Here is a 22,887-nt window from a genome sequence, read left to right as displayed (position 1 = left end):
CGCCCCCGCGGCTAAAATGCTGAAAATTAGCGCAGTTACGCCTTGCCCTTGAGATGTTTGGCCAGTGCGCCGGCGTTTTTCTTGCGGCGTCCTTTATACGGGTTCTTGTCGCCCTGCCCGCGCAAAGTCAGCCGGATCGGTGTGCCGGGCATATCAAAATCCTCGCGCAAACCATTGACCAAATACCGCGAGTAGCTGGCCGGCATCTTGTCGGGGTGTGAGCACATAACCACGAAGCCCGGCGGTCGGGTCTTGGCCTGTGTCATATAGCGCAGCTTGATCCGGCGGCCCTGAGGGGCTGGAGGCGGGTGCTGTTCCAGCATGGCGGTGAGCCAACGGTTCAGCGCTGCGGTCGGCACGCGACGGTTCCAGACGTCATGGGCCCGCAGGATCGCAGCCCTCAGACGCTCTAGCCCCCGACCTGTTTTTGCTGAAACTGTGACCAGCGGCGCGCCACGCAATTGAGGCAACAGACGCTCGAATGATTCTTTGAGATCGCGCAGTTTCTCCTGCTTATTCTCTTCGACGTCCCATTTATTTACGGCGACGACTACGGCGCGACCCTCACGTTCAGCCAAATCTGCGATGCGCAAGTCTTGTTGCTCGAAAGGAATCTCTGCATCCAACAGTACGACGACGACCTCGGCAAATTTGACGGCACGCAGCCCGTCCGACACCGAGAGCTTTTCGAGCTTTTCCTGCACCTTGGCTTTCTTACGCATACCCGCCGTATCAAAGATACGCATTGGCGTGCTTTCCCCGTCCGGATCCGCCCAATCAACCCGCAGGCTAATGGCATCGCGGGTGATCCCTGCTTCGGGACCAGTCAACAGCCGGTCTTCGCCCATGATCTGGTTGATGAGCGTGGATTTTCCCGCGTTCGGGCGTCCAACGACGGCAACCTGCAATGGCTTTGCGTCCGATATCAACGGCGTTTCGCCCTCGCCGTCTTCGTCCAGTTCGATATCTGTTTCCGGCGTATTATCAACCGCCTGCTCTTCAGCAGCATCGGCCAGAGGCATCAGTTGCGAATAGAGGTCCGTCATCCCCTCGCCATGTTCGCCAGACAGGCGTACCGGCTCCCCAAGACCCAGGTTGTAAGCCTCGAGCACACCGGCATCCGCTGCATTGCCTTCGGCTTTATTGGCAGCCAGAATCACATGTTTGGACCGCTTGCGCAGAATTTCGGCGAACATCTCATCGGTCGGTGTAAGACCTACGCGGGCGTCGATCATAAACAGGCATACGTCGGCCATGTCCACCGCACGCTCGGTCAGGCGCCGCATTCGGCCTTGCAGGCTGTCATCGGTTGCGTCCTCAAGCCCCGCAGTGTCGATCACGGTAAATCGCAGATCGCCCAGACGCCCTTCGCCTTCGCGTAAATCGCGCGTCACGCCGGGCTGGTCGTCGACCAATGCCAGACGTTTGCCCACAAGGCGGTTGAACAGAGTGGATTTGCCCACATTCGGGCGCCCCACGATGGCGAGGGTCAGCGACATGATACTCAACTTTCAAGACTCAGACGCGCCATTTAGCGCATCTCGTCGTCAACGGAAAGCGTGTAGATCACCCTTGGTCGAGACAACGTACAGTGTCTGCCCGGCCACGACGGGCGTGGTGGTAGCTCCACCGGGTACTTCTGCCTGATAGACAAGCGCGCCATCAACTGGGTTGAAGAAGCGCAGGTAACCGTCGTTCGAGGCTACGACAATTCGCCCGCCAGCCAGGATCGGACCGTAATGGGCATAGATCGCGCCCCGTCGACCCGGCTTGTCCTTGACGAACCCCGGCAGGTCCTGTGTCCAGACGATCGAGCCGTCCGCCGCATTCAGGCGCACCAGCTGGTTGCGGTCACTGATTAGAAACACGCTGTTTCCCACGACCCAAACCATGTCCACTGCACCTTCGGCAGCTGTCCAGTTCCGCTCGCCAGAACTTGCGTCAAAGGCAACTGTGCGACCGGAGTGGTTGCCGATATAGATCGAGCTACCCACCACCATCGGCCCGCCGGTTACGTCAACGACTTGAGCGGCCGCGCGACCGCGGCGACCACCCGCAACCGATGCGTTCCAACGCCGGATGCCACCTTTGCGGAACGTGGCCGCGATATCGCCCGATCCAAAAGCAAAAACCGCGAGATCTGAGGCCAGAACCGGAGCCGGAGCGCCCAATACGTTACCAACACTGGGTGTGCCTTCGATCTGCCACGCGATGCGCCCGTCCTTGGTGTTGACCGCCCAGCCGGTTTCGTCCCCGGACACCAGATAGAGAAGGCCGTTGCTGACCATTGGCGCGCCGCTGCCTGTCGCATTCAACCGTTTTTGCCAGCGTTGTGCACCTGTCGTTGCATCCAGCGCTGTCAGGCGTCCAAACCCGGACGAGACATAAAGGACCCCATCTGCATAAGCGAGGCCCCCTCCTGTCGCCTGGTTGTCTTTCTCGGTCGGTGGGATCAGACCGGTGCTCCACGCAACTTGCCCCTGTTGCGTGACAGCTGTGACCGTCGCACCAGAATCCAGCGTATAAATCAGGCCGCCTGCGATAACGGGTTCGGCTGTGATCCGCTGTTTACGCGAATCCCCAGCGCCAATCGGTGTTGACCAGATCCGTTGCGGCGCAGCGCCGAGCGCCGCGTGCGTCGTGCGGAACGCAGGTGTTCCGGGACTCTGTGACCAATTGGCATTCCGCGTTTGCGCTGGCAAGCTGATCGGCTTGGCCCCACGCGTTTCCACGAGTTCATTATCTTCAACGGCACGAATGTCTTCACGCGCGCCAGGCAGAATAACTTCGGGTTCCTCACAGGCACTCAGCGTTGTAAAGGCGATCGCAGCAGCGGGCATCCCGAAGCGTGAGAAAAGTCTTGTTACCATAATTATTCGCACTCGCCTGTCTTTTTTCCCTGTTGCTGCCGCCGGATCAGCCTTGCTGTCCCGCGACCGGTTCGGGCTTGCCACCCAACGCGATGATCAATTGCGCGGCGCGTTGCTGCAGATCAACGCCCGCCTCCGCGTCCTGTCGCAAAGCCTGCAACCGATCCAGCGCCGCCTGCGTTTCGCCCTCGGCCACGTCGATCAACGCCAGCTGCTCTTCGGCGAGCAACCGCAAGGGCGCGCCGGGTATGGCCAATGCTTCGAACTGTTGACGACGATCCGCGGCCGGCAGCGTATCGGTTTGCAGCAGCAACGCCTTGAAGCTAGCAATCGCGCGGTAGATCTCCGGCAAATCGCCTTGCGTGGCGATAGCGTTTAGGCTGCTCACTGCCTCCTCTTGCGACCCGGCCTCGATCTGCGAAGCCGACAGCAGCATATTCAGAACAGCTTCACCACCGGGCGACAGCGTTGCGACGGCCTCTAAGCTGGCGGCCCGTTCAGCAGAGTCGTTTTCTGCCAGCGAAGATAGAATCGCATCTCCCAGCGCCTCGGCTTGCGCGGCGTCGCGTGCCTTGCGGTATTCGTTGAACGCAGCACCACCCACAATGGCAATTACAGCGACAACGCCGACCCAGCCCCAACGGCGCAGCAGCAGATACATGCGGTCGCGGCGCACCTCTTCGGTGACTTCTTCAATGAAACTGTCGGCGTCGCTCATCCCTGCCCCCAGGCTAAGTATCTGGCTTTCTAGCGCCATGTCATACCGCGCCGCCTCCGGCAAGCCAAGTGCCCGAATTTACACATTTGCCCTGACAGGCGCAGCTCTTGCCAAAAAAAGTAAACCGAACTATTCAGTTTAGTATGGACAAGTCGGAAACCTGACCCCATTTCAAGGCTCACATGCCAATGTCAGGTTGGCCGTAATATCTGGAAAGGCACCACATGCGTTTGATTTCAATTGTCAACGCCGTATTGGTTATCATTGCATTGTTTTTTCTCGTGTTCGAACGCGACGCGTTATTTGCATTTGCCGGTCGTGGCGACGATCAGGCCGAGACATCAACCGAGGCCGTTGACGCCTCATCCACGCAGGCGCCCAGCGCCATTGGTGTGGTGGCCCTTCGTTCGACTGCGCGCGAAATAGGCAGCGCTGTACAGCTACGCGGTCAGACCAAAGCGAACCGGCAGGTCGAAGTGCTGGCCGAGACGGTATCGACCGTTTTGTCGGAACCCAAACGCAAAGGTACATTCGTCGAAGCGGGTGATCTATTGTGCGAGCTTGATCCGGGCACCCGCCCCGCAAGCCTAGCTGAGGCAAAGGCGGCCCTGCTCGAAGCAGAAAGCCGCGTGCCCGAGGCCGAGGCCCGACTGCTCGAATCTCATGCCCGGTTGGCCGAGGCCGAAATCAATCTGAAAGCTGCGCGGAAACTGTCGGAAACCGGATTCGGATCGGAAACCCGCCGGATATCCAGCGAGGCCGAGATGAGCACGGCGGAAGCCGGGATCAAATCCGCCGAAGCCGGACTGGAAGCCACACAAGCCGGGATCGAGGCCGCTCAGGCCGCGGTTGCAGCTGCCCAGCGGGAAATGGACCGATTGACAATCGAAGCGCCATTCAAAGGCCTTCTGGAAAGTGACGCGGCCGAGCTGGGCAGCCTTATGCAGCCCGGATCGCTCTGTGCAACGGTCATTCAGCTGAACCCGATAAAGCTGGTGGGCTTTGTTCCAGAAACCGAAGTGAACCGGATCATCGTCGGGTCGATGGCGTCGGCGCAATTGGTGACCGGATTGCAGGTCGAGGGGCGCGTTACGTTCCTCAGCCGCTCGGCCGATGAAACCACCCGCACTTTCGAAGTCGAGATCACTGTTCCAAACCCTGAACTGCTGATCCGGGACGGTCAGACTGCGAACATTCAGATCGCTGCCGAAGGTGTGAAGGCTCATCTGCTGCCACAATCCGCCTTGACCCTTAACAATGAAGGTAAGTTGGGCGTTCGTACTGTCAGCACCGGGAATGTGGTCGATTTCATGCCGATCCAACTGCTGCGTGACACGGTAGAAGGCGTCTGGGTTGGCGGTTTGCCGGAAACGGCTGATGTCATCGTTGTCGGTCAGGAATTCGTAACAAGTGGCGTCACAGTTGCGCCCACCTATCAGGAAGCGTCGCAATGACGGGTATAGTCAGCTGGGCCGCTGGCCGGGCCCGAATGGTCCTTGCGTTTATCGCGATTTCGCTGATTGTTGGCGGGTTCGCCTATGTGAACCTGCCCAAAGAGGGCGAACCGGATATTGAGATTCCGGCCCTGTTCGTATCGGTTCAATTCCCCGGCATTTCAGCAGAAGACAGTGAGAACCTGCTGATCAAGCCGATGGAGACAGAACTGGCGGATCTGGACGGTCTCAAAGAGATGACCGCCACCGCTGCCGAGGGCTATGCGGGGATCGCGCTGGAATTCGATTTTGGCTGGGACAAAACGGCCATCACTGCGGACGTGCGCGATGCAATGAACACTGCTCAGGCCGATTTTCCGGATGGGGCCGAGCAATATACGCTGACCGAAATCAATTTCTCGGAATTCCCCATCGTCATCGTCAACCTGACCGGCGCCGTGCCCGAACGCACTATGGCGCGCATTGCCAAGGATTTGCAGGACGAGCTTGAAGCGCTGGACGCGGTGCTCGAGGCCGGGATTGCCGGAAACCGCGACGAGATGCTCGAGGTCGTGATCGACCCGCTTCGGCTTGAAGCCTACAACGTCACCGCTGACGAACTGATCAATGTGGTTAGAAACAACAACCAACTGATCGCTGCAGGTGAGGTGGAAACAGCGCAAGGCACATTCTCGGTCAAGATCCCCTCATCCTTCAAGACCGCACAGGATGTCTATGGCTTGCCGATTAAGGTCAATGGCGACCGAGTGGTAACACTGGGTGAGCTGGCGCAGATCAATTACACATTCGAAGACCGCGAAGGCACTGCACGCTTTGATGGCGAACCGACAGTGGCTTTGCAGGTGGTCAAACGCAAAGGTTTTAACCTTATCGACACCGTTGCGCTGGTTAAGGAAACCGTCGCAACCGCGCAGACCAAGTGGCCGCCCGAGATGCAGGCCGCAGTCGATGTCGGCACTTCGAACGACCAGAGCCGCATCGTGGGCTCGATGGTCAGCCAGTTGGAAGGCTCGGTTCTGACAGCCATCGCGTTGGTGATGATCGTGGTTCTGGCCTCGTTGGGCACCCGGGCCGCACTGCTGGTTGGTTTCGCGATTCCGACCTCGTTCCTGCTGTGTTTCGCCTTTCTCGCCGTGATGGGCGTCAGCATTTCGAACATCGTAATGTTCGGTCTGATTCTGGCCGTCGGGATGTTGGTTGACGGTGCCATCGTTGTGGTGGAATACGCGGATAAACGCATCAAAGAGGGTGTCGGCCCGATGCACGCCTATGTCGAGGCGGCGCAACGGATGTTCTGGCCTATCGTGTCGTCTACGGCGACGACGCTCTGTGCCTTCCTGCCCATGCTGTTCTGGCCCGGCGTACCGGGTGAGTTCATGGGCATGCTGCCGGTTACCCTGATCTTTGTTCTTTCAGCCTCGCTGATCGTTGCCTTGATTTACCTGCCCGTCATGGGTGGTGTGTCCGGGCGCCTCAGCCGGGTTTTTGAGCATACATCGGTCTGGCTACGTGCGCGCACGCCTTGGTGGGTCCGCGCGATCATGGTGCCACCATCATTGTACATGATCTTTCTTGGCGCGATGCAGACACTCAATCCGGATTATCTGTTGCCCGGAGGTTCGCTCGCCGGTGCTTTGCTGTTCCTCTTCGGTGCCTTCGCCGGATCGGTGACCCTGAGCGCCGCCAAGATTGAACGTCATGTCGAAGAGCGCGTGCACACAGCCAAGGAACACACGCCCTTCGGCTACGTCATCAAGTTCCTCGTCGGCAATCCGATAATGCCGATCGTTTCTCTTGTAGCGGTTGGCTTTGCCGTGTTCACGGTCATGACTGCCTATGGTGAAAACAACCGGGGCGTCGAGTTCTTCGTTGAAAGCGAACCGGAACAGGCCACTGCCTATGTCCGTGCCCGCGGGAACATTTCTTTGGCCGAAAAGGACCAGATGGTTCTGGCGGCCGAGCAGGTGATCGCTGAACATCCTGCTGTGATCAACGTGTTCTCGTTTGCCGGCGAAGGCGGTCTGAACCAGAATAACGGCGGTGCACAGGCTCCGGCCGATACCGTGGGTCGTGTCCAGTTCGAAATCATTCCATGGGAAGATCGTCCGAACATCTCGGAACCGGTTCTGGGCGGGCTATTCGACCGGCACGTTGTGGCGCCGGACTATGACGGCGATTTCGTGATCGATCAGCTGAACTCGGAACTGGCCAAGCTGCCCGGTATCGTGGTCGAAATCTTGCCTTTGGAGCAGGGCCCCGCTTCGGCCAAGCCGGTGCATCTGAGGATCAAAGGTGAAGGTTGGGATGAACTGAACACTGCCACGGCCGCGGCACGTGAAGCGTTCGAGCAAACGCCCGGCCTGATCAAGATCGAAGACACCCTGCCCCTTCCAGGCATCGACTGGCAGATCGACGTTGACGTCGCCAAGGCAGGCCGCTTTGGCGCAGACGTGGCAACGGTCGGCGCTATGGTCCAACTGGTGACGCGCGGCATTCTGCTGGGCGAGATGCGTCCGGACACCACGGATGAAGAGATCGAAATCCGCGTTCGACTGCCTGAGAATGACCGGGTTCTGTCCACGTTGGACACGCTCAAGGTGCGCACGCCGGACGGGTTGGTTCCGTTGTCGAACTTTGTCAGCCGTCAGCCGGTTCCCAAACTTGCCGAGATCAACCGCGTGAATCAGCAACGCTACTATGATGTTAAGGCGGATGTTGAACCCGGGTTGAACAAGGTTGTGATCGACGGTCCGGATGGCAGCGAACAGCGACTGGCTGTTGTACGTGAAGTGGCCGAGGGCTTAACTGCTACGGGTCCTGTTGTGACCAGCGCGGATGGCCAGGACTATGAGCTGTTCCAACTGACCGAGGCCGAAAACCTGGGCGCCCTGCAGTCGGTCATTGACAGCGGCGACGCCCGGTTCGCGCTTATCAACCCAAATGAGCGGATCGCCGTGCTGACGGAATGGTTACAAAGCGATCCCTTTGGCAACACCATCAGCTGGGAATGGACAGGCGATCAGGAGGATCAGGAAGAATCCGGTGCCTTCCTGGTTAACGCATTCATGGGTGCGTTGGGCCTGATGTTCGTGATCCTGCTGGCGCAGTTCAACTCGTTCTACAACTCGGTTCTGGTTCTACTGGCCGTCGTGCTTTCCACGACCGGGGTGTTGATCGGGATGATGGTCATGCAACAGCCGTTCTCGATCATCATGACCGGTACCGGCATCGTGGCGCTGGCGGGGATCGTGGTGAACAACAACATTGTTCTGATCGATACCTACCAGGAATACAGCACCTACATGCCCCGGATAGAAGCGATCATACGCACGGCTGAATCGCGTATCCGGCCAGTTCTGCTGACCACGCTGACCACGATGGCGGGTCTGACCCCAATGATGTTCGGACTGTCACTGGACTTCATCAACGGCGGTTACTCCATCGACAGCCCCACCGCGCTGTGGTGGAAGCAGCTTGCGACCGCGGTTGTATTTGGTCTGGGCATTGCCACCGTGCTGACGCTGATCGTGACGCCGTCGTTCCTGGCGTTGCGCGTTTGGGTGACCACATATGCCATCTGGCTGGGCAAACTGCTGGCACGCGTGACAGCGGGCCGGGCCAGCAAGATCGCGCAAGACATGGCAATCGGCAGGTCTGCCCGCGACATGCAAACCACGGAAATCCTGTGGGATGGTGACGAAGCTCCGACCGATAAGGACCAGACGGATCGGGAACAACTCGATCCTCCTTCTGATCCCCCCTCGCATCCGTTAAAGGCTGCGGAATAAAAAAATGGCGAGCCCTGAGGGCTCGCCATTTCCAATAAAAGGGTTGGGATCAATCTGCGAATACGTACTCGCCGAGTTCGCACAGATCCAAACTGTAGTCTTCAGCTGTCGATCCGTCAGAAAACTCCCCTCGGATGTCGTAGATGCAGGTCGTTTGCCCATCCGCGATCAGAACATCGATCTCGTATCCCGGTGCGATGTAATCGCCCTGCAGCAGGTTTTCTTCCCATTGGTCCGAAGAAGCAGGTGAAACGTTGAACCCCACCAGGTCCGCGCTGCTTTCATTCGCCAGCAAAAACGCCAGATCTTCGGCCTGGGCCGCGGACGCCAGAAGTAATGCACCGATCATCGGTGCCGCAAAAAATTTCTTCATCAGGTTTTCCCTTGTACTCGTGCCTCATGTCACGCGGACTGCGTGCTGGGGTTAGCGTTCTTCGGTAATATGCGACCATTGGGTTTGGTCAACTTGAATTTTATTAAGACAGAGATTCAGATAATTGGTCGGAAATCACCCTGAGACACGGCGCGTTGCGGGAAAACCCGAACCTCAGGGTTTCAGGCGTGTCCAGGTCTGATGCGCACACACAACATGCTCGCACCCTCGTACGGAGAGAGAATTCCCGGACAATGTCATTTGGGGCGAAACATCGACATTGATCATTGGAACCCAGAAGTCACCGCCGCCATATTTCCCCCCGCCTTCGCTGGTCACATCCCAGAACAACTTCTTGCCGATGTTTGGCGTCTGCACTTCCTTGCCTGACGCGTCATAGGCCGAGAGTATCTGTCCACAGAACTTGTCGCCACAGGCAGCGATCTTGATATGAGAGATCAGGTTCTTGCGATCAGGTTCAGTTTTCCAGACGCCTTCGATCGGGTCCGCTGCTGCCAGACCCGAGCTAAGTAGCAGGGCTGTAAAAGCCAGTGTAAGTTTCCTTTGCAATGATCCGCGCATAAAATGTCCTCCGCTGATCCGCGTCCGATCATAGCACAAATGCAGGATTGAATCAGGCCGCCTGAGCGTCAGCCTGCTGGCGACTCCATAGCTGTGCGTACCGGCCCTCGCGCAACAGCAACTCATCATGTGTGCCTTGTTCGATGATTTCGCCACGTTCCAGAACGACAATCTGATCGGCCTCGGCAATAGTGCTGAGACGGTGGGCAATCGTGATCACCGTCCGCCCCTCGCCGGCACGGGCCAGTGCATCCTTGATGTCCTGCTCCGTATCCGTGTCCAACGCCGAAGTCGCCTCGTCCAACAGCAGGATCGGAGGGTTCTTCAATAGGGTGCGCGCGATGCCTACGCGCTGTTTCTCGCCCCCGGACAACTTCAGCCCACGTTCGCCCACCGTGGTCTCATAACCTTCGGGCAGCGACGAGATAAAATCGTGGATTTGGGCCGCCTTAGCGGCAGCTTCCACATCGGCCTGCGAGGCTCCGTCGCGGCCGTAAGCGATGTTATAGCGGATCGTGTCATTGAACAGCACCGTATCCTGCGGTACCACACCGATCGAGGCGTGCAGGCTGGTCTGGGCCACGTCCCGCACGTCCTGCCCGTCGATTTTCAACGCGCCACCCGTCACGTCGTAGAACCGGAACAACAGCCGCCCTATGGTTGACTTCCCCGACCCTGTCGCGCCGACAATGGCAACAGTTTGCCCCGCCGGTACAGTCAGGGATACGCCTTTAAGGATCTCTCGGTCCGCCTCATATCCAAAGCGGACATCTTCCAGCGTGACTTCACCTCCGTTGATGCTCAGGTCCGGAGAGCCCGGCTTGTCGGTGACCTCCGCAGGCTGACCAAGAAGGTCGAACATCTGCCCCATATCCACCAGAGATTGGCGGATTTCACGGTAGACCGTCCCCAGAAAGTTCAACGGCACGGTGATTTGGATCATGTAGGCATTGACCATAACAAAATCACCCACAGTCAACGACCCATTCTGCACCCCGAAAGCAGCCAGAACCATTACGCCAACCAACCCGGCGGTGATCAGCATGGACTGGCCAAAGTTCAGGAAAGCCAGCGAATACGCCGTTTTCAACGCCGCCCCAGCATAGGCTTTCATCGACACGTCATACCGTTCAGCTTCGCGCTTTTCCGCGTTGAAATATTTGACAGTTTCGAAGTTCAGCAAGCTGTCGATGGCACGTTGATTGGCTTCAGTGTCCTGATCGTTCATTTCGCGCCGCAGCTTCACGCGCCATTCGGTTACCGCAAAGGTAAACCAGATATAGAGCGCGATGGTCACGGCTACGACGACCAGGTACCAGACGTCGAACAACCACATCAGGATAATCGCAACCAGCAACAGCTCCAGGATCAGCGGCCCAATGGAAAACAGCATGAAGCGCAACAGGAATTCCACACCTTTAACTCCACGCTCGATAATCCGGCTCAGACCGCCAGTGCGTCGGGATACGTGGTACCGCATCGACAGCTGGTGGATGTGCTGAAAGGTTTCGAGCGCCAGCGCGCGCAGCGCCCGTTGGCCGACCGGCGCAAAGAGGGCATCGCGCAGCTGCTGAAATCCAACCGTCATCATCCGCGCAACGCCGTAAGCCACTGTCAGCCCGACGGCACCCAGCGCCAGCGGCGGCACGCCCTCACCCGCCAGCCCGTCGACTGCGCCTTTGTACAGGATCGGTGTATAGACGGCGATCAGCTTGGCCAGAACCAGCATGACCATGGCCAACACCACACGGCGTTTAACCCATGGCTCGTCGTCGGGCCAAAGGTACGGCGCGACTTTGCGAATGGTTCGCCAGCCCGAACGGCGCTCGTCCGGTTCAGGCATGTCATCAGAATGCATCGGGGTTGTTCGCCTCATCACGTACCTTAACTGCGGTCAGAGATAGGCCCCCGACCCTGTTGGGCCAGAGGCAACATTTTCATTCGGGAATAGTGAAAATCTGTCCCGGATAGATCAAGTCTGGGTCACGGATCGAATCCCGATTGGCTTCGAACAGCTTGACGTACAGGATACCATCACCAAACCGTTCACGGGAAATGGCCCAGAGCGTATCGCCCTTTTGCACAGTAACCGCCTTGATAGCTGGTGGTTCGACGGGCGTCTCAGCATCATCAGTTGCCTCTTCGGTGATACGCAGAGACTCGACAGGCTCGCGTTTGAACGGCGTTTCCAGTCGGCTGACGACGGTCCCGTCGGTGGCAACCTCATCAACGCGCAGTGTGTATACACCGGGGTCAATACCTTCGAGCTCACCGCGCCACTTACCGTCCTCTGCTGGTGACACATCGGCTACCAGACGGTTGTTCAGATAAAGGCGGACAGCTGAACCTTCCTGTACCCGCCCCGTCAGTTCGACATCGCCGTCGTCCGAATAACCGATCGTGTCCAACTCCACTTGCTCGGCCGGTGTGGTCTGCACGGCAGGAGGTTGCACAAGTTCGATGCCCTCTTCGCCCGAGCGCAGAATAGCGACCTGCCGGTCCTGTTCGGGCTCGGCTGTATCCGCAGGTTCCGCGGTACTCTCAGCTTGTTCCTGGGTCGGAGCCTCTTCAGTGTCCTCTGTAGGCGCTGCACTGGCAACTTCCGGTTCCGCAGGTTCGGCTTCAGAAGTCTGAGGCTCGGCCTCTTCGACAGACGTCGCTTCGGCAGTTTCAACTGGTGCGGCGTCTGGTTCAGGCGCGGGCAATGCTGCGATCAGGTAGTCATCCGAACGGACCGGCTGATCTCCGCCCCGCGATTCCAGAACCAGCCCCCGGGCGGTTTCGGCAAAAGGGATCAAAAGAAACACGGCGAACTGGCCCGTTTCGTCCACGGTAAAGCTGTGCACAGTTTCCCCATCCAGCACCACATCGACATCCGAGCCGGGGTCGGCGCTGCCGGACAAGAGAGTGTTTCCGTCCTTTTCGACGAATATTTGGTCCAGAACAGGCGCAACAGGAGTTACGGCCTGTGTGTCGGCAGGCTGGACTTCAGGCGTCTCAGTGTCGCTGGCTGGCTCGTCAACAGGGATTTCAGGTGTTTCGGTTGCCTCGGTGGCAGTTTCATCCGCCACTTGTGCGGTTTCTTCCGTCACTGGCGCGGAATCCTGCGCCGCATCGGACGTCGCATCGCCGGTCTCCGATACAGGCTCGTCAGTGGATTGTGGTGACTCAACTTCCGCCTTCGATGGCACGGTCGTGTCCTGATTACTGCCCAGCATGCCGCTCAGGTACAACGCACCTGCTGCGACCAATGCGACGATTCCAGCAATCACCCCCCAGATGAATGTACTGAAGCTTCCGCTTCCAGACTTGGCGTCCATTATTTTCCTTTCACTCCGCAGCGCAAATGCTTTGACTTCCACACATTCTGCGTGACGGTTGAGCCAACCTATCAATCCCGCTATCAGGGGTCAAAACCTCTAATACAAGCCCGGAGACCCCATTCCATGTCCCAGAAATCCGTCTGTGTGTATTGCGGGTCACGAAACGGCGCGAACCCAGCCTATGCCGAAGCCGCCCGACAGTTCGGAACCCTTTTGGCCGGTGACGGTTGGCGTCTCGTTTACGGTGCCGGCGATGTAGGCCTGATGGGGGAAGTTGCCCGCGCAGCACAGTCCGCCGGTGGAGACACCTTCGGCGTTATTCCCGTGCACCTCTTGCAACGTGAAGTTGGCAAAACCGACCTGACCCGTTTCGTTGTCACTGAAACGATGCACGAGCGCAAGAAGGTCATGATCATGAACGCGGACGCCGTTATGGTTCTGCCGGGCGGCCCCGGATCTCTGGATGAGCTGTTCGAGGCGCTTACATGGCGCCAGTTGGGTCTACACGACAAACCCATTCTGGTGATGAATGTCGATGGGTACTGGGATGCCCTACATACATTGCTGAACCATGTCATCGATCAGGGTTTCGCAGACGGGTCCCTGGCAGAGTTCATCACTTGGGTTGACACCCCTCAGGCCGCTATGTCCAAGCTGCGCGACATGCTGACCTGAAAAAGGAAACGGGCGGTCCATGCCGCCCGCTGCGATTTGGGTCAGGCAGGTCTGGCCAGCCTGGCGCTGAGTATCTTTTCGACCTTGTGCAGGGGGTGATTGGTCAACGTTTTGTCAACTTCGGCAATCACCTTGGCCAGAACTTCGGTATGCAGTCGGCGGCGCAGCAGACCCAGAACATGCGGGCTCGCGACCAGAACAAGCCGTTTGTATGCCCCTTTCAAACCTTTTCGGTTCAAAAGGTTAGCCACATCCTGAACGAAAAGGGACTTGGCTTGGGTTTTCCATGTATCTTCTTCGATCGCTGATTTTTGCTTTGGCCCGCCGTCATACCGGCGACCAGCCCGGTCGTTGGGTTTAGTATGCTGAACATCTGGTTCCTCGACAGAAACGACGACCAGATTGGGGTCTTGTGCGTCAGTAATGTTCTCCATCACCAATGCCTTTTCTCCGTCGGCTATGATGACCCAGGTTCCCTGTTCAAGTGCGGCCATTGTGATCTCCCTGATTGGATTTACGTGACTATCCCTCGGCCTTCGGGCACATCTAACCTGTTGCGCGCACAGGGGTTTCTGGCGCGCCGCCCGGATCGTTCTTTTCGTTGACGGGTTTCTCCCTCCCGCAGGTGACAGGTAGGCATCGCGGGGCGCCACTCAAAGAAGGCGGAAGATTAAGATTGGTTCATCGGCAGGATTTTACCGGTGCCCGCGAGCAACAAAAAAGGCCGCCGACGTTTCCGCCAGCAGCCCCTGCAAGACCCTGTCCGGGTCTAGGAATTACATCCGCGATGCGACGTTTTCCCAGTTCACCAGATTGTCGAGGAAGTTCGATAGGTAAGCCGGTCGCTTGTTGCGGAAGTCGATGTAGTAGGAGTGCTCCCACACGTCACAGCCCAACAGAGCGGTCTGACCAAAGCACAGCGGGTTCACGCCGTTCTCGGTTTTGGTCACAGCCAGTGAGCCGTCCGCGTTCTTGACCAGCCAAGCCCAGCCCGAGCCGAATTGACCGGCACCAGCGGCGCTGAACTGCGACTTGAATTCGTCAACCGAACCGAAGCTTTCGTTCAAAGCCTTCTCCAGCTCGCCGGGCATGGCACCTGCGCCGGGGCCCATCATCTCCCAGAATTGGTTGTGGTTCCACAGCTGGCTGATGTTGTTGAAAATACCGTTCTGCGCAACGGAATTAGCGTCGTAAGTGCCGACGATGATCTCTTCCAGCGACTTGCCGTCCCACTCGGTTCCGGCGATCAGCTTGTTGCCGTTGTCTACATAGGCCTTGTGGTGCAGATCGTGGTGATATTCCAATGTTTCCGCGGACATACCCTTGGCTGCCAGCGCGTCATGTGCATAAGGAAGATCACGAAGTTCAAAAGCCATGTCGGCCCCCTGTTAAAAATGTAAGTTGCGGTTCCCATGGTTAAATGCTTTGGCAACTGCCGCAGGTCAAGAGCCGAGACAAGAAAACCCGGAGGTCCGCGATGCTGACACAGGCGCGCAAGATGTTCTACCGCGCCCGCGGATACTATGCGGGCAACCTGAATGGTGAGCCGTTCCGCCTGGACCCCTATCATTCGAAATTCTGGCGCAAGGCATCTGCAGGCGCCTGGGAACCTGAAACCTTCGCTGTTTTGGACAGGTACCTGTCGCCCGACAACGACTACCTGGACATCGGCGCGTGGATCGGCCCGACCGTTCTTTACGGAGCTCGTCGAGCGCGGCATGTATGGTGTTTTGAGCCCGACCCAACTGCATTCCGGCACCTAGCGTGGAACCTGGACTTGAACGATGTCAGCAATGTTTCGGCCTTTGGCGTGGCCCTATCGGATCAGTTCGGGGTGGCTCGAATGGCCTCGGTGCGTGGCGAGCCCGGGGATTCCACCAGTTCTTTGCTGCATGATGGTGACCATGGCACCGATGCATTGACTATCGCTTGGGATAAGTTCGAGGCGGTAAATGACCTGTCGGGCATCTCGTTGGTCAAGATGGATATTGAGGGCGCGGAATTCTTTGTTTTGCCAACCCTTGTGCCTTGGCTGAAAACAACGCGCCCGACGCTATACCTCTCGCTACACGCACCGCTTCTCGCCGGGCCTGAGCGAAGTGAGAAAATGACCGCGTTGCTGGACAGCTTGTCTTTTTATTCAGAGGTTCATGACGAAACCGGTGACCTTGTGGACTCGCAGAAGCTCCTTTCCGACGAGGCTTTGAACACCTACGGAACACTATTGTTCAAAGCCTGAAAGTTGTTCTGTCTCAAGAAAGCGCGCAAAACAAGCTTTCTTGGTATATTCCCCACGCCCTAGAACAATGACGGTGACTTGACCAGCTTGCAGTTTCCCACGCCTTTTGGCTTGTTTGTCAAATTGTCCATCGGGAAACTGGCGCGCATGCTGAATTTATTGGTGCCAGGGTCCAGCTTGGCAGTATATGCGACCCGGAATTTCCGTGTAGTACTTGACGACAACGTGACTTTCCACGCCATCTGGTATTCACCCGGCCGGGTCGTCTTAAACTTGGCATTCATGGGCGTTTCTTCGTCTCGTCCGGCCAGTTCATTTGCTTGCATGATCGCGCCATCGATAACGCGCGCCTGCTTGTTTTCTGCATTCACACTGAGCAATACCCGCGGCGGGATCCATCCCTGGGCCTGGATACTGTGCAATTCGCAATCGTAATTACGCACTTCGGCTTGTGCCGCAGCAGCTGAAAGCCCCAGCGTCAGGGCAAGAATTCCAAGTTTCATTGATTATTTCTCCTGTTTTTTTTCGGCGCAGGGATTTCTGCACACCTGCCATCCGCGAACCCGTCCCGCGCGGCGGAAGCGGCAGAGGTTTGATTTCGAATTCACGACATCTGGGGTGACTACAAGGCCCGAAACGACTGCAACAAATGGTGTTTTCACACGCGTGTATTCCGTTAATTCCTAATTTAGCGTAGGAATCTCGCGGCAACTGCCTTTGGCATTGCCGTATAAGGGCACAAATTCGCTCAAATCTGCTGAGCGTGTTGTCGCCTTCATTGTGCGTCTATCCAAGAAAACCGTGAAATCGGTTTCACGCAGGTCCACAGTCCCCGCTGGTGCTCCATTGAAGGAGGAACTGCGGCCACCCGCGCTGTACGTGTAATTCTGTCCGGACCAGGTAAAGGACAGTCGGCGGATACTGTTGCTATTGATCTTACCCGATCCGACCATTGTAGCGACTTTTGGAATTTCTACCTCGTGCAGTAGAGCAGAACGTCCAAACTCATCCAGCGAAAACACAATACGCACGGGTGTCGGCCGTTTTGCGACCCCACGGTCAAATGTGCATTCAAAACTTTCTTTATACGTTTCTGAAACAACTGCGACTGGCATCCCAATAGATAGTGCAAGAGCCACTACTAAACCTTTACGTATTCCCATGATCTAATTGATTTTCCTATGATTTCGCATCAAGATTCAAATGACCATAGGCTGCACGTTTCGTGCCCGCAATACGCGAAAAGTATTCGTGAAGTTCTCGTTATCGCGGCAGATCGTCGCTTCCTAAGAACTGCGGTTAAAAGGGCAGATTTTAGCGGCGTTTAGACTGGAATTCTCAGACCAAAGAAAAAGGACCGCCCGAATTAACGGGCGGCCTTGTCATTTTGTCCTGAAACGAATGTCAGTAGAATCCGACCTCACTGCCCGGTTGCGCCGCAACCCTGAGCAGTTTGAAGACGTAGTCCGCCGTCGAGCGGAAACAGACCACGCGAAAAGTCTCGGCATCGTCCATCCAGAACGCACCCGCAACTTGCGCCAATCGCGAGCGGCGGATCTGGCCGGGCTGAAATGCTTCAACCGACAGTTCGACCGGGGCCAGCTTGCCCAAAACCTCGCGCGCGTTGCTACCCGAGATACGAAACACGGCGCGCGCGTCCGAGACGTTGACCGCAAGCGCGTGAACACCGCTCAACGCGTTGGTCATTGCGGCCAGTTTCGCCTCGACTTCGGCATATGGTACCAAAACAAGCAATTCGTCGGTCGACATCCAGCAGACACCCGTGTCGCCATCTACGTCAGCTTCGCGCTGGGCCGGGACTTTCTTTCCAGTGGCGTCTTTGACAGCCTTGGCCAGAACCTTGTCCGAAAGGTCGCCGCGCAAAGTGATCATGCCCTGCAGGCCGCATTCTTCGACCTTGGCGATACCGTCATAGCTGGCGTAGTTCAGTGCGCTGATGGGTTCAGACATTCTGCTTCTCCCCGTCCTTGTCGAAGAAGATCGGATCCACGATCTTGGCTTTGTAGGTTTTGCCGTCGGTGCCCGGGAACTCGACAATCTCGCCTATCCGGTCCGGACCGTGCTTGACCAGCCCCATGGCGATGCCTTTACCCAGATTGGCCGAGTAGTAGGTTGAGGTCACACGCCCGATCATGTTGCGCTGACCATTGGCGTTGACGCCCTCGCCCACCGCATAAGCACCGTCGGGAATAACCGATCCATCCACAGTCTCGAGACCAACCAGTTTCCAGCGTTCCGGATCAGCCATATGGCTGCGCGAATGCGCCCGTTTGCCAAGGTAATCCTCTTTCTTTTTCGAGAGCGCCCAGTGCAGCCCTAGATCCTGCGGGATCACGGTGCCGTCGGTCTCGTCCCCGATCATGATAAAGCCCTTCTCGGCCCTCAGGATGTGCAGGCATTCGGTACCGTAAGGCATGACACCGAACTCTTTGCCTGCCTCCATCAGAGCGTCCCAGAACGCCTGACCCTGGCTGGCAGGAACCGCGATTTCATAAGACAGCTCACCCGAGAACGAGATGCGATAAGCGCGGCAATCGAACTCACCGATTTTGCCATCGCGCCATTCCATAAACGGCAGCGCTTCTTTCGAAACATCCATGCCGCCCAATTTCTCCAACACCTTGCGGGCGTTAGGACCGACCACGGCGACCTGAGCGTACTGCTCAGTCACGTTGGCAACATAAACTTTCCAGTCCCACCATTCGGTTTGCAGCCATTCTTCCATGTGACCGTGGATGCGCTCTGCCCCGCCGGTCGTGGTGTGGCACAGCCAGGTATCTTCGTCGATGCGGGCGACAACGCCGTCGTCGATCAGGAAGCCGTTCTCCGAGCACATCAGACCGTAGCGGCATTTGCCGACCTTCAGCGTGGACATCATGTTGGTGTACATCATGTCCAGGAATTTGCCTGCGTCCGGGCCTTTGACGATCAGTTTGCCCAATGTCGAGGCGTCCAGCAGGCCGAGGTTTTCGCGGGTGTTCTTCACTTCGCGATTCACGGCGTCATGCACGGATTCGCCGGGACGGACATAGGCATAGGTCCGGCGCCAGTGACCGACCGGCTCCCAATCGGCGCCGTTCTTGTCGTGCCAGTTGTGCATCGGCGTTTGACGGATCGGTTGGAACACGTCGCCGCGGGCTTCGCCACCAATCGCACCCATCGAGATAGGGGTGTAGGGCGGGCGGAACGTCGTGGTGCCAACTTTCGGGATTTCCGATTCCAATGCATCAGCAAGGATAGCTAATCCATTGATGTTGCTTAATTTACCCTGATCAGTCGCCATTCCCAGCGTGGTGTATCGCTTGGTGTGTTCGACGCTCTCGTAACCTTCACGCGCAGCCAGCTGGACGTCAGACACTTTGACGTCGTTCTGGAAGTCGAGCCACGATTTCATACGCAGCTGAACTTCGGCGTTTGCGGGCATCAGCCAGACAGCTTCCATCGGCGCCTCGTCCGACGTTTCGCCTTGCGGTGCTTTAGTGTTTTTGGGCTTGAAGCCGGCGACCTTCGCTGCAGCTTTACCCGCCGCGTGCGCGTCGGTGAGGACGTCACCCAGCGCCAGCGGTCCATTCGAGGATCCTGCAGCCAGAACGAACCCTTCGCCATCTGCACCCAAAGGAGGACGCGACGGATCAGGGCGGAAATGCGCATTGGCGTCATCCCAAATCAGCTTACCGCCGCAATGGGACCACATGTGAACAACCGGAGACCAGCCGCCCGACATGGCGACGGCATCGGCCTCGACCTCTTCGCGCGCGCCGCCAACACCTTCCTGATTGCAGATCGCAACCTTCTTGACGCGCTTGCCACCTTTGACCTTGGCTATGGCCTTGCCGGGATCGACGCGAATACCCAGTTGGCGCGCCTCTTCTGCCAGCGGTCCAGCTGCGGCACGGGCGTCAACAACACGCAATACATCCACGCCCGCCTGTTTGAGGATGATCGCCGTTCGATACGCGTCGTCGTTGTTGGTTGCGACAATCACCCGCTCACCCGGGGTTACGCCCCAGTTCACGACATAGTCGCGCATGGCTGAGGCCAGCATCACGCCCGGCACATCGTTGCCCGCAAAGGACAGCGGACGCTCGATGGCGCCGGTGGCCGTGACGACCTGTTTGGCCCGGATGCGCCACAAGCGATGACGTGGACCTTGGGTGCCCGGCTTGTGATCGTTCAGGCGCTCATAGCCCAGTACATAACCGTGGTCATAGACGCCTGCGCCCATGCACCGCGAACGCATCGTGACGTTGTCCATTGCTTCCAATTCGGAAACAGTTTGTTCCACGAACTTATCCACAGGCTCGTCATTGATGGTGCCACCATCAACCGGAGCACGACCGCCCCAATGCGCGGTCTGCTCGATCAGCAGAACCTTGGCACCGGATTGCGCCGCCGCCTTGGCAGCTTGCAGACCAGCGACACCACCGCCGATCACCAGAACATCGGTGAAGGCATAGAAATGTTCATAAGTATCCGCATCCAGAGTTTCCGTGTCCGGCGCTTTACCCAAACCGGCGGACTGACGAATGATCGGTTCGTAGACGTGCTTCCAGAACGGCTTTGGGTGGATGAACGTCTTGTAATAGAACCCTGCTGGCAAGAACCGAGCGAAAGCCGTGTTTACGGCACCAATGTCAAACTCCAGGTTCGGCCAATGGTTCTGCGAAACTGACGTCAGACCGTTAAACAACTCAGTCGTGGTGGCGCGCTGGTTCGGCTCGAACCGGCTGCCCTGCCCCAGACCGACTAAGGCGTTGGGCTCTTCCGCACCGCTGGCGACAACGCCGCGTGGGCGGTGGTATTTGAACGACCGGCCCATCATCATCTGATCGTTGGCCAGCAAGGCTGAGGCAAGCGTGTCGCCTTCATAACCCTGCATCGAGGTGCCGTTGAAGGTGAAGGTGACCTGTTTCGACCGGTCAATCAGCCGGCCTTGTTTTGCGAGACGGGTGCTCATGTTGCGGACCTTTCGCAGGCGAAATTATGGATGGCGGCGCGGATCATTCGTACTCTCTCCACGTCCAGCCGGGGCGCTTTGCAGTGATTGCGTCCTTGATTTCTTGCGGCGGCTCGGTGGTCTGGGCGGAATACGTTCCGAACACTTCGAGCGTTTGCGTGCAACGCGCGGCGTGGAACCACTTGCCGCAGCCATTACTGTGGCGCCAGCGTTCGAAATGAACGCCTTTGGGGTTTTCGCGCATGAACAGATAGTCGTGGAATTCGTCTTCTGACGAGCCCGGACCGTAACGCTTCAGGTGTGCCTCGCCACCGGCGGACAGTTCAGTTTCTTCGGCGTCTACGCCACAGTAGGGGCAATTCAGGATCAGCATGATGCCACTCCTCGCTTGAAATTTAGTGACCACACGCCCAAGTTGAGAGCATGGATATTTTGACCATTGCGTTGACCATCGTGGGCACGCTTGCCGTCTTTGGACTGATCGCCTTTTTCATTTTCCGATCCGAGGAAAAGAAGGTCATTGAACCACGATCCACCGCCACCAGATGCTCGGGTAGCGCCCACGAAATGGGTTTCGAAGACTGACATCAGTGCGCCACCCCGGCGGCGACGCTTTCATCGATGAAACGGCCCTCTTTGAAGCGGTCCAGTGAGAAGGCTTCGGTCAATGGCGAATGACCTGTGGCCATCAGCTGCGCCATTCCCCAGCCCGAGCCCGGGATCGATTTGAAGCCTCCGGTGCCCCAACCACAGTTGATAAAGCAGCCGCCCAGCGGCGTTTTTGACAGGATCGGAGACCGGTCACCGGTCATATCCACGATGCCGCCCCACTGGCGCAGCATTTTTAGGCGCGAGATCATCGGGAATGTCTCAACCAGAGCGCGCACGGTTTCCTCGATATGGTGGAACGAACCGCGCTGGGTGTAGTTGTTGAACCCGTCGGTGCCGCCGCCGATCACCATCTCACCCTTGTCGGACTGAGACATGTAACCGTGCACGGTGTTGGCCATGACGACCACGTCCATGCAGGGTTTGATCGGTTCCGAGACCAGCGCCTGCAATGCAATCGCCTCAAGCGGCAATCGGAAGCCCGCCATTTCGGCCAGCTGACCGGAATGACCGGCAACCACGATGCCCAGCTTGTCGCACTCGATGGCGCCTCTGGTGGTATCCACGCCAACGACGCGACCGTTATCCGAACGTACGCCCGTCACTTCGCATTGCTGGATGATGTCCATGCCCATGTTGGAACACGCCCGGGCATAGCCCCAGGCCACAGCATCGTGACGGGCAGTGCCGCCGCGTTCTTGCCAGAGTGCGCCCAGCACCGGATAACGCGGGCCGTCGAGGTTGATGATCGGAACCAGCTCTTTGACGCGCTCAGGGGTGATCCATTCCGTCTTTACCCCCTGCAGCGCGTTGGCATGGGCCGTACGCTGATAGCCGCGAATTTCGTGCTGGGTCTGGGCCAACATCATCACGCCGCGGGGGCTGAACATGACGTTATAGTTCAGATCCTGACTCAGATCTTCGTACAAGCTGCGGGCCTTTTCGTAGATCGCCGCCGAGGGGTCCTGCAGATAGTTGGAGCGGATGATCGTCGTGTTCCGACCGGTGTTGCCACCGCCCAGCCAACCTTTCTCGATCACAGCGACATTCTGGATGCCGTAGTTTTTGCCCAGATAATACGCGGTTGCCAAACCGTGGCCACCCGCGCCGACGATGATGACGTCATAACGTTTCTTCGGCTCGGGCGAACGCCAGGCGCGCTCCCATCCGGTGTGATAACGCAGCGCCTCACGCGCCACAGCAAAGGCTGAATAGTGTTTCATGAGCGAATCCGTCCGGTCTTCGGTGATTGGGCGCAGATATGCAGTGTGATGGCAT

20 protein-coding genes are annotated in these 22,887 nt (G+C 57.8%); 5 read left to right on the top strand and 15 right to left on the bottom strand.

The annotated features are described in order from the left end of the window. Positions 1-35: 35 nt before the first annotated feature. The 3 genes from der to AC2TCY_RS08020 are packed head-to-tail and all read right to left on the bottom strand — an operon-like array spanning position 36 to position 3,588. On the bottom strand, positions 36-1,499 hold the full coding sequence (der, locus tag AC2TCY_RS08030) for a ribosome biogenesis GTPase Der (RefSeq protein ID WP_480846679.1): 1,464 nt from the start codon (positions 1,497-1,499) through the stop codon (positions 36-38). A 48-nt stretch (positions 1,500-1,547) separates the two neighbouring features. Further along, positions 1,548-2,870 carry a PQQ-like beta-propeller repeat protein gene (locus tag AC2TCY_RS08025; protein WP_480846678.1) on the bottom strand — a complete coding sequence of 441 codons (1,323 nt, stop codon included), beginning with the start codon at positions 2,868-2,870 and terminating at the stop codon, positions 1,548-1,550. A 46-nt stretch (positions 2,871-2,916) separates the two neighbouring features. Further along, positions 2,917-3,588: a hypothetical protein gene (locus tag AC2TCY_RS08020; protein ID WP_480846676.1), complete on the bottom strand. Its 672-nt coding sequence runs from the start codon at positions 3,586-3,588 to the stop codon at positions 2,917-2,919. A gap of 224 nt (positions 3,589-3,812) precedes the next feature. Between AC2TCY_RS08020 and AC2TCY_RS08015 the strand changes: the two genes are divergently transcribed. Next, the gene (locus tag AC2TCY_RS08015; protein WP_480846675.1) at positions 3,813-5,042 is read left to right on the top strand and encodes an efflux RND transporter periplasmic adaptor subunit; all 1,230 of its coding nucleotides are present in this window, start codon (positions 3,813-3,815) and stop codon (positions 5,040-5,042) included. Further along, positions 5,039-8,830 carry an efflux RND transporter permease subunit gene (locus tag AC2TCY_RS08010; RefSeq protein WP_480846674.1) on the top strand — a complete coding sequence of 1,264 codons (3,792 nt, stop codon included), beginning with the start codon at positions 5,039-5,041 and terminating at the stop codon, positions 8,828-8,830. Before AC2TCY_RS08015 ends, AC2TCY_RS08010 begins: the two co-directional genes overlap by 4 nt. 49 nt (positions 8,831-8,879) lie before the next feature. Here the strand turns inward: AC2TCY_RS08010 and AC2TCY_RS08005 are convergent, their stop codons facing one another. The 4 genes from AC2TCY_RS08005 to AC2TCY_RS07990 form a co-directional block, all read right to left on the bottom strand. Then, complete coding sequence (locus tag AC2TCY_RS08005; protein ID WP_480846673.1) at positions 8,880-9,203, bottom strand: hypothetical protein; 324 nt, start codon at positions 9,201-9,203, stop codon at positions 8,880-8,882. Positions 9,204-9,377: 174 nt separating this feature from the next. After that, the gene (locus tag AC2TCY_RS08000; protein WP_480846671.1) at positions 9,378-9,785 is read right to left on the bottom strand and encodes a DUF2147 domain-containing protein; all 408 of its coding nucleotides are present in this window, start codon (positions 9,783-9,785) and stop codon (positions 9,378-9,380) included. Positions 9,786-9,837: 52 nt separating this feature from the next. Then, on the bottom strand, positions 9,838-11,643 hold the full coding sequence (locus AC2TCY_RS07995) for an ABCB family ABC transporter ATP-binding protein/permease (protein WP_480846669.1): 1,806 nt from the start codon (positions 11,641-11,643) through the stop codon (positions 9,838-9,840). A 79-nt stretch (positions 11,644-11,722) separates the two neighbouring features. Beyond that, entirely contained in the window at positions 11,723-13,105 is a 1,383-nt protein-coding gene (locus AC2TCY_RS07990; protein WP_480846668.1) for a LysM peptidoglycan-binding domain-containing protein, read from the bottom strand. 126 nt (positions 13,106-13,231) lie between these two features. On the opposite strand from AC2TCY_RS07990, the gene AC2TCY_RS07985 reads away from it, so the two are divergent. Beyond that, a complete protein-coding gene (locus AC2TCY_RS07985; RefSeq protein WP_480846666.1) occupies positions 13,232-13,783 on the top strand; it encodes an LOG family protein in 552 nt (183 codons plus the stop codon). Between the two features lie 41 nt (positions 13,784-13,824). Here the strand turns inward: AC2TCY_RS07985 and AC2TCY_RS07980 are convergent, their stop codons facing one another. Together AC2TCY_RS07980 and AC2TCY_RS07975 are read right to left on the bottom strand one after the other, a co-directional pair. Next, positions 13,825-14,277, bottom strand: coding sequence for a host attachment family protein (locus AC2TCY_RS07980; RefSeq protein ID WP_480846665.1), 453 nt, complete (start codon positions 14,275-14,277; stop codon positions 13,825-13,827). 282 nt (positions 14,278-14,559) lie between these two features. Beyond that, entirely contained in the window at positions 14,560-15,159 is a 600-nt protein-coding gene (locus tag AC2TCY_RS07975) for a superoxide dismutase (RefSeq protein WP_480846664.1), read from the bottom strand. 101 nt (positions 15,160-15,260) lie between these two features. Between AC2TCY_RS07975 and AC2TCY_RS07970 the strand changes: the two genes are divergently transcribed. Continuing rightward, positions 15,261-16,022 (top strand): FkbM family methyltransferase, encoded by a 762-nt coding sequence (locus AC2TCY_RS07970; RefSeq protein ID WP_480846663.1) that lies wholly within the window; start codon positions 15,261-15,263, stop codon positions 16,020-16,022. A 59-nt stretch (positions 16,023-16,081) separates the two neighbouring features. Here AC2TCY_RS07970 and AC2TCY_RS07965 read toward each other — a convergent pair whose 3' ends face one another. The 5 genes from AC2TCY_RS07965 to AC2TCY_RS07945 form a co-directional block, all read right to left on the bottom strand. After that, the gene (locus tag AC2TCY_RS07965; RefSeq protein ID WP_480846662.1) at positions 16,082-16,525 is read right to left on the bottom strand and encodes a hypothetical protein; all 444 of its coding nucleotides are present in this window, start codon (positions 16,523-16,525) and stop codon (positions 16,082-16,084) included. Between the two features lie 180 nt (positions 16,526-16,705). After that, a complete protein-coding gene (locus AC2TCY_RS07960) occupies positions 16,706-17,185 on the bottom strand; it encodes a hypothetical protein (protein WP_480846661.1) in 480 nt (159 codons plus the stop codon). A gap of 241 nt (positions 17,186-17,426) precedes the next feature. Continuing rightward, entirely contained in the window at positions 17,427-17,993 is a 567-nt protein-coding gene (locus tag AC2TCY_RS07955; RefSeq protein WP_480846659.1) for a sarcosine oxidase subunit gamma, read from the bottom strand. After that, positions 17,986-21,000: a sarcosine oxidase subunit alpha family protein gene (locus tag AC2TCY_RS07950; RefSeq protein WP_480846658.1), complete on the bottom strand. Its 3,015-nt coding sequence runs from the start codon at positions 20,998-21,000 to the stop codon at positions 17,986-17,988. Before AC2TCY_RS07950 ends, AC2TCY_RS07955 begins: the two co-directional genes overlap by 8 nt. Before the next feature lie 43 nt (positions 21,001-21,043). Further along, positions 21,044-21,373 carry a sarcosine oxidase subunit delta gene (locus tag AC2TCY_RS07945; protein ID WP_480846656.1) on the bottom strand — a complete coding sequence of 110 codons (330 nt, stop codon included), beginning with the start codon at positions 21,371-21,373 and terminating at the stop codon, positions 21,044-21,046. A 50-nt stretch (positions 21,374-21,423) separates the two neighbouring features. On the opposite strand from AC2TCY_RS07945, the gene AC2TCY_RS07940 reads away from it, so the two are divergent. Continuing rightward, the gene (locus AC2TCY_RS07940) at positions 21,424-21,585 is read left to right on the top strand and encodes a hypothetical protein (protein WP_480846654.1); all 162 of its coding nucleotides are present in this window, start codon (positions 21,424-21,426) and stop codon (positions 21,583-21,585) included. A 2-nt stretch (positions 21,586-21,587) separates the two neighbouring features. Here the strand turns inward: AC2TCY_RS07940 and AC2TCY_RS07935 are convergent, their stop codons facing one another. Continuing rightward, positions 21,588-22,832: a sarcosine oxidase subunit beta family protein gene (locus tag AC2TCY_RS07935; protein ID WP_480846652.1), complete on the bottom strand. Its 1,245-nt coding sequence runs from the start codon at positions 22,830-22,832 to the stop codon at positions 21,588-21,590. Between the last annotated feature and the right edge of the window lie 55 nt (positions 22,833-22,887).

This window comes from Ruegeria sp. HKCCD7181 (assembly GCF_057221055.1).
The sequence above is the reverse complement of the archived record's forward strand: the minus strand, read 5'-3'. Positions and strand labels throughout refer to the sequence as shown.

Excerpts from the sequence above, each read along its gene's own strand:
- der (WP_480846679.1), bottom strand. The coding sequence starts at position 1,499 with ATGTCGCTGACCCTCGCCATCGTGGGGCGCCCGAATGTGGGCAAATCC.
- AC2TCY_RS08025 (WP_480846678.1), bottom strand. The coding sequence starts at position 2,870 with ATGGTAACAAGACTTTTCTCACGCTTCGGGATGCCCGCTGCTGCGATC.
- AC2TCY_RS08020 (WP_480846676.1), bottom strand. The coding sequence starts at position 3,588 with ATGAGCGACGCCGACAGTTTCATTGAAGAAGTCACCGAAGAGGTGCGC.
- AC2TCY_RS08015 (WP_480846675.1), top strand. The coding sequence starts at position 3,813 with ATGCGTTTGATTTCAATTGTCAACGCCGTATTGGTTATCATTGCATTG.
- AC2TCY_RS08010 (WP_480846674.1), top strand. The coding sequence starts at position 5,039 with ATGACGGGTATAGTCAGCTGGGCCGCTGGCCGGGCCCGAATGGTCCTT.
- AC2TCY_RS08005 (WP_480846673.1), bottom strand. The coding sequence starts at position 9,203 with ATGAAGAAATTTTTTGCGGCACCGATGATCGGTGCATTACTTCTGGCG.
- AC2TCY_RS08000 (WP_480846671.1), bottom strand. The coding sequence starts at position 9,785 with ATGCGCGGATCATTGCAAAGGAAACTTACACTGGCTTTTACAGCCCTG.
- AC2TCY_RS07995 (WP_480846669.1), bottom strand. The coding sequence starts at position 11,643 with ATGCATTCTGATGACATGCCTGAACCGGACGAGCGCCGTTCGGGCTGG.
- AC2TCY_RS07990 (WP_480846668.1), bottom strand. The coding sequence starts at position 13,105 with ATGGACGCCAAGTCTGGAAGCGGAAGCTTCAGTACATTCATCTGGGGG.
- AC2TCY_RS07985 (WP_480846666.1), top strand. The coding sequence starts at position 13,232 with ATGTCCCAGAAATCCGTCTGTGTGTATTGCGGGTCACGAAACGGCGCG.
- AC2TCY_RS07980 (WP_480846665.1), bottom strand. The coding sequence starts at position 14,277 with ATGGCCGCACTTGAACAGGGAACCTGGGTCATCATAGCCGACGGAGAA.
- AC2TCY_RS07975 (WP_480846664.1), bottom strand. The coding sequence starts at position 15,159 with ATGGCTTTTGAACTTCGTGATCTTCCTTATGCACATGACGCGCTGGCA.
- AC2TCY_RS07970 (WP_480846663.1), top strand. The coding sequence starts at position 15,261 with ATGCTGACACAGGCGCGCAAGATGTTCTACCGCGCCCGCGGATACTAT.
- AC2TCY_RS07965 (WP_480846662.1), bottom strand. The coding sequence starts at position 16,525 with ATGAAACTTGGAATTCTTGCCCTGACGCTGGGGCTTTCAGCTGCTGCG.
- AC2TCY_RS07960 (WP_480846661.1), bottom strand. The coding sequence starts at position 17,185 with ATGGGAATACGTAAAGGTTTAGTAGTGGCTCTTGCACTATCTATTGGG.
- AC2TCY_RS07955 (WP_480846659.1), bottom strand. The coding sequence starts at position 17,993 with ATGTCTGAACCCATCAGCGCACTGAACTACGCCAGCTATGACGGTATC.
- AC2TCY_RS07950 (WP_480846658.1), bottom strand. The coding sequence starts at position 21,000 with ATGAGCACCCGTCTCGCAAAACAAGGCCGGCTGATTGACCGGTCGAAA.
- AC2TCY_RS07945 (WP_480846656.1), bottom strand. The coding sequence starts at position 21,373 with ATGCTGATCCTGAATTGCCCCTACTGTGGCGTAGACGCCGAAGAAACT.
- AC2TCY_RS07940 (WP_480846654.1), top strand. The coding sequence starts at position 21,424 with ATGGATATTTTGACCATTGCGTTGACCATCGTGGGCACGCTTGCCGTC.
- AC2TCY_RS07935 (WP_480846652.1), bottom strand. The coding sequence starts at position 22,832 with ATGAAACACTATTCAGCCTTTGCTGTGGCGCGTGAGGCGCTGCGTTAT.